Origin of the sequence: Klebsiella sp. MS 92-3, from assembly GCF_000195655.1 — a bacterium.
Classification (GTDB): Bacteria; Pseudomonadota; Gammaproteobacteria; order Enterobacterales; family Enterobacteriaceae; genus Klebsiella; species Klebsiella pneumoniae.
In genome coordinates, this window is sequence record NZ_GL882827.1 from 22469 (window position 1) to 26784 (window position 4316).

Here is a 4316-nt window from a genome sequence, read left to right on the forward strand (position 1 = left end):
CCCCCCCCCCCCCCGGGGGGGGGGGGGGGGTTCTGTCTGCATTATCCCCGGCCTGTCGGCAGAGCGATGTTATTACAGGACTTTTTGCAACGTGCCGCGCTGGCTGCCGTTTGCCCATACGCCGTTAAAGGCGTCGTTCAGCGTAAAGGCTGAGCTTTTCACCCGGAAGGTCAGTTTACCCTGGCTGGCTTTCCCCTCCTCGACCAGATGGCCGCGGGTTTTCACCGTTTTAGCGGTGACGGTAATCTCATCAATTTTATCGCCATACTCCGTATAAACATACCAGGTGCCCACCCAGGGGCCGAAGCCGCTGTCGGCCTGCTGCGCGGCGGCGGCATTCTCGGCTTTGGTTTTATGAATATCGCAGGTGATCCCGTCGGTCATCTGCGTGCAGCCGGAACGTTCAAGCTGTTCCCGGTATTTCGCGCTAATGGCGTGGGCCGGCGCGGCGGCGACCAGCGCCAGGGTGAGGGTGGTGAAAAGCCAGGTCTTATTCATCTTATTGTTTCTCATCGCGATAGCGGCGTGCCGGGCCAGAGAGAGGGATACACGTTGGTGTATTCTCCCGTTGGCGTCAGAATAAAATAACCCAACCAGTCCTGATAAGTAATTAGCAAGAGGCTCTGGGGTTATTTATTAGTAAAGCATCAAAGTTTCATGCTTATTTCGCAAGCCAACCTTCCCACAGCTTGTCATATTATTGCAGAGAGAATGTTAATTATTTGATGTTTTAAAAGCGGCTATGTGTCATTCAGGCAAATAATAGCAGGCCTGTCCTTGGCGCACGGCAAAAGCCCGCGCTGGTGCGGTGTTGAGTTTTTTTTCATATTGCTATCATCATATTTCGAATAAAAGGGATAACCTCTGAAGCGGGTTATTAAGCCAGTAATTTTTATCCGCAAAATAAGCCGGCGGCAAGCATTATTTCCATTTATTTTTCAGGGTTACCTGAAATAGCGAATATACCGCCAACGCAATGATGGATTTCCATCATTTCTCCGTTTTCATCGTCGGTCGTCACCTGCTTATAGTGACGCCAGACAAGACCACAGGGTGGAAAGGAGAACAAGATGGCGACAGAGCAACTGCGGTGGGGCGTGAGCCCCCTGTGCTGGACCAACGATGTACTCGAGGATTTAGGCGGTGAAATTCCCCTGGAAACCTGCCTGCGCGAGGCGCGGGAGGCGGGCTATCAGGGCATTGAGTTAGGACGGAAATTTCCCCGCCAGGCATCAACCCTGGGCCCGCTGCTGGCGGCGGCTGACCTGCGCCTGGCGTCCGGCTGGTACAGCGGCCTGCTGGCCGACCGCAGCGTGGAAGCGGAGCTGGAGGCGGTGCGGGAGCACGCCCAGCTCCTCCGGCAGCTCGGCGCGAAGGTGATGGTTTACGGCGAGTGCGGGCAACTGCCAGGTGAAACCCCGCTTGATGAGCCTATTTCGCTCTCGCCGCCGTTAAGCCGCGTCAGCCTGGCGGCGTATTGCCACAAGCTGAATACCTTTGCCGACCTGCTGCTGCGCGACTATGACCTCCAGCTGGCCTATCACCATCATCTGATGATGCTGGTGGAGCACGATGACGAGCTGGAGCGGTTTCTGTCTCACACCCATGACAACGTCGGGCTGGCGTTTGATACCGGGCACGCCTTTGTCGCCGGGGTCGAGATCCCGCGCGTACTGCACAAATATGGCCACCGTATCCGCCATCTGCATCTGAAAGACGTGCGTCCGCAGGTGCTGGGGCGTCTGTATCGGGAAAACCTGAGCTTTAACGAGGCGGTGCGCGCCGGGCTGTTTACCATCCCAGGCGACGGCTGCATCGACTATGCGCCGATCCTCGACTTTGTCCGGGACAGCGACTACCGCGGCTGGCTGATTATCGAAGCCGAGCAGGACCCGGCGATGGCGCCGCCGCTGGCCACCGCCAGCCGCGCCTATGCCTGGCTGGCGCACCATTTATCTTCCCCTTCATCGTCAGAGGAGTACGCATCATGAGCGCGCGGTTAAATATCGGCCTTATCGGCTCAGGTTTTATGGGGCAGGCACACGCTGACGCTTACCGTCGCGCGGCAATGTTCTATCCCGATCTGCCCAAGCGCCCGCATCTCTACGCGCTGGCGGATCAGGATCAGGCGATGGCCGAACGCCACGCGGCGAAACTGGGGGCGGAAAAGGCCTACGGCGACTGGCGCGAGCTGGTAAACGATCCGCAGGTTGATGTGGTGGATATCACCTCGCCGAACCATCTGCACTACACAATGGCGATGGCGGCGATCGCGGCGGGTAAACATGTCTATTGCGAGAAGCCGCTGGCGGTCAATGAGCAGCAGGCGCAGGAGATGGCGCAGGCGGCACGGCGCGCGGGGGTGAAGACCATGGTGGCTTTTAACAACATCAAAACGCCGGCGGCGTTGCTGGCAAAGCAGATTATCGCCCGGGGCGATATTGGCGAACCGGTGCGCTTTCGCGGCACCTTTGATCAGGGGTTTTATAACGACCCGAACCTGCCCTGGTCCTGGCGCTGCTCGAAAACTCTCGGCGGCAGCGGGGCGCTTGGCGACCTCGGCGCCCATACCCTGTCCGTCGCCCAGTTTTTGCTGGGCGGGATCCGTGAAGTGACCGCCAGCGCGCAAACCTGCCTGCGCCAGCGTCCGGTGCCGCAAACCGATGCCGGGTATGCCAGCCGGGTCGCGGCCGATGCCGAGTGGCGGGAAGTGGAAAATGACGATCAGGTTCAGTGCCTGGTCAATTTCGACAGCGGCGCCGCGGGGGTGATTGAGGCCTCGCGCATCGCCGCCGGGCGGATCTTCGGCGTGTTCTGGGAGGTCTCCGGCACCGAAGGCACGCTGTATATGGACGGGGAGCGCTTTAACGAGCTGCAGGTCTATCGCTTCAACGATGATAAACATGACCGCGGCTTTAAGACGCTGTATGCCGGGAGCCAGATCCCGGCCTATGCCGGCTTCTTCGGCTTCGATTTTGGCGGCGGCGGGCTGGGCTATTTTGACGTCAAGGTGATCGAAGTGCATGACCTGGTGCAGGGGATTTGCGGGGAGGGCGACTGCTATCCCAACTTTGAATTTGGTTTGCAGAATCAGCGCGTGCTGTCGGCGATTGAAGCCTCGATGGCCAGCCGTCGCTGGGTGAACGTGGTTAAAGACTAAGGAGCCGCTATGTTTCCGTCACACTTACCACCCCCGCGCCGCCCGGCGGCGCAGAGCATTCCCATCCTGCGCTGGGGCATTATCGGTCCTGGCTGGATCGCCGAGCGCTTTGTGCACTCATTGAAAACCTACAGCCGGCAGCAGGTGGTGGCGGTGGCTTCCCGCAGCCAGGCGAAGGCCGACCGGGTGGCCGCGGAATGGGGGATCCCCCAGGCTTACGGCCAGGTGGAGGAGATGCTGGCGCGTCCGGATATTGATGCGGTGTATATTGCGACGCCGCACAACCATCACTTTCCCGACGGCATGCAGGCGCTGAAGGCGGGCAAACACGTGCTGATAGAGAAACCCTTCGCCCTCAACCTCGGCGAAGGGCGTGAGCTGCAGGCCGAAGCCGCCCGCCAGGAGAAGCTGGCGCTGGAGGCAATGTGGTGCGATTACGCGCCGAAATATGATGTGATCCGCCAGCTGCTGGAGGATGGGGCGCTCGGCGACCTGCATACCCTGCTGGCCGATCACGGCGAGTATTTCACCCGCGACCACCGCATCTTCAATGCCGATCTTGCCGGCGGGCCGATGATGGACCTCGGCAGCTATGTGACCTCGTTTGCGCTGATGGTGGGCGGCATGCCGCAGGAGATTGTCGCCCGCGGCAGCGCCACGGCGGAGGGGCTTAACGGTCAGACGTCGATGCTGTTTAGCTGGCAGAACGGGATGCAGGGGTTGTTAAACACCACTTTGTTCAGCAACACGCCGGGCGGGGCGGTGGTGGCCGGACGCCAGGCGACCCTGACGATCGACGGCCAGTTTTACGCCCCCGGCGGCTTCACGCTCGCCGCCAGCCAGGGCGGGCAGGTGCTGCGCTGGGAAGAGCCGCGCAATCGCTACGACCAGCTGTTCTGGCAGGCGGAGCATTTTGCCTGGTGCATCGGGCAGGGGTTGCAGGACTCGCCGCTGCGGCCGCTCAGTCGGGTGCTGCAGAATCTGCAGGTGATGGATGAGGTGCGGCGCCAGGTGGGCGCGGTGTTTAACGAAGAACGCTAAGGAGCCGGCCGGGCATTGGTTTGCAGATAGCGCGAGCGTATCTGCCATTGCCCGGCAAAAGGACGCGTACGATGCCTGATGTCTGTTGCCCGGCGGCGCTGCGCTTGCACGGGCC

Annotated in this window: 4 protein-coding genes; 3 read left to right on the forward strand and 1 reads right to left on the reverse strand. The window is 60.5% G+C overall.

The genetic code is table 11. The features are described 5' to 3' along the window. Positions 1-72 precede the first annotated feature (72 nt). Entirely contained in the window at positions 73-498 is a 426-nt protein-coding gene (locus HMPREF9538_RS09535; RefSeq protein ID WP_020316409.1) for a hypothetical protein, read from the reverse strand. Between the two features lie 572 nt (positions 499-1070). Here HMPREF9538_RS09535 and iolE point away from each other — a divergent pair. Genes iolE through HMPREF9538_RS09520 form a run of 3 tightly spaced genes read left to right on the forward strand, consistent with a single transcriptional unit; the run spans position 1071 to position 4201 of the window. Beyond that, the gene (gene iolE / locus HMPREF9538_RS09530; protein ID WP_004178867.1) at positions 1071-1991 is read left to right on the forward strand and encodes a myo-inosose-2 dehydratase; all 921 of its coding nucleotides are present in this window, start codon (positions 1071-1073) and stop codon (positions 1989-1991) included. Next, positions 1988-3160, forward strand: a complete 1173-nt coding sequence (locus HMPREF9538_RS09525) for a Gfo/Idh/MocA family protein (RefSeq protein ID WP_004142667.1) — start codon at positions 1988-1990, stop codon at positions 3158-3160. Before iolE ends, HMPREF9538_RS09525 begins: the two co-directional genes overlap by 4 nt. A gap of 9 nt (positions 3161-3169) precedes the next feature. Then, complete coding sequence (locus HMPREF9538_RS09520) at positions 3170-4201, forward strand: Gfo/Idh/MocA family protein (RefSeq protein WP_009485586.1); 1032 nt, start codon at positions 3170-3172, stop codon at positions 4199-4201. The last annotated feature ends 115 nt before the right edge of the window (positions 4202-4316 follow it).

Coding starts and splice junctions, on each gene's coding strand:
- HMPREF9538_RS09535 (WP_020316409.1), bottom strand. CDS start 498: ATGAATAAGACCTGGCTTTTCACCACCCTCACCCTGGCGCTGGTCGCC.
- iolE (WP_004178867.1), top strand. CDS start 1,071: ATGGCGACAGAGCAACTGCGGTGGGGCGTGAGCCCCCTGTGCTGGACC.
- HMPREF9538_RS09525 (WP_004142667.1), top strand. CDS start 1,988: ATGAGCGCGCGGTTAAATATCGGCCTTATCGGCTCAGGTTTTATGGGG.
- HMPREF9538_RS09520 (WP_009485586.1), top strand. CDS start 3,170: ATGTTTCCGTCACACTTACCACCCCCGCGCCGCCCGGCGGCGCAGAGC.